The sequence below is a fragment of the Nostoc sp. 2RC genome (assembly GCF_014222165.1).
GTDB lineage: Bacteria > Cyanobacteriota > Cyanobacteriia > Cyanobacteriales > Nostocaceae > Nostoc > Nostoc linckia.
This window is the reverse complement of record NZ_JACKZU010000807.1, coordinates 1-409: the sequence shown is the minus strand read 5'-3', so window position 1 is coordinate 409 and position 409 is coordinate 1. Positions and strand designations below refer to the sequence as shown.

The following is a 409-nucleotide window of genomic DNA, read 5'->3' as shown; positions in this document are numbered from 1 at the left end:
GGACCGGGATGGACATACCTCTGGTGTACCAGTTGTCGTGCCAACGGCATAGCTGGGTAGCTATGTATGGACGGGATAAGTGCTGAAAGCATCTAAGCATGAAGCCCCCCTCAAGATGAGATTTCCCAACTTCGGTTATAAGATCCCTCGAAGATGACGAGGTTAATAGGTTCGAGGTGGAAGCGTGGTGACACGTGGAGCTGACGAATACTAATCGATCGAAGACTTAATCAAATTTTTTAAAAGCGTTTTGCGACGCAAAACTTACTTACTATCTAGTTTTGAATGTATAATCATTCATTTGTCTGGTGACAATGGCAAGGAGGTCACACCTGTTCCCATGCCGAACACAGAAGTTAAGCTCCTTAGCGCCAATGGTAGTCGGACTGACGTTTCGCTAGAGTAGGAC

Annotated in this window: 2 rRNA genes; both read left to right on the top strand. The window is 46.2% G+C overall.

The window, feature by feature from the left end:
- Positions 1-234: ribosomal RNA gene (locus tag GNE10_RS35080) — 23S ribosomal RNA — on the top strand; the annotation flags it as partial.
- A gap of 70 nt (positions 235-304) precedes the next feature.
- Positions 305-409, top strand: a 5S ribosomal RNA gene (rrf, locus tag GNE10_RS35075); the annotation flags it as partial.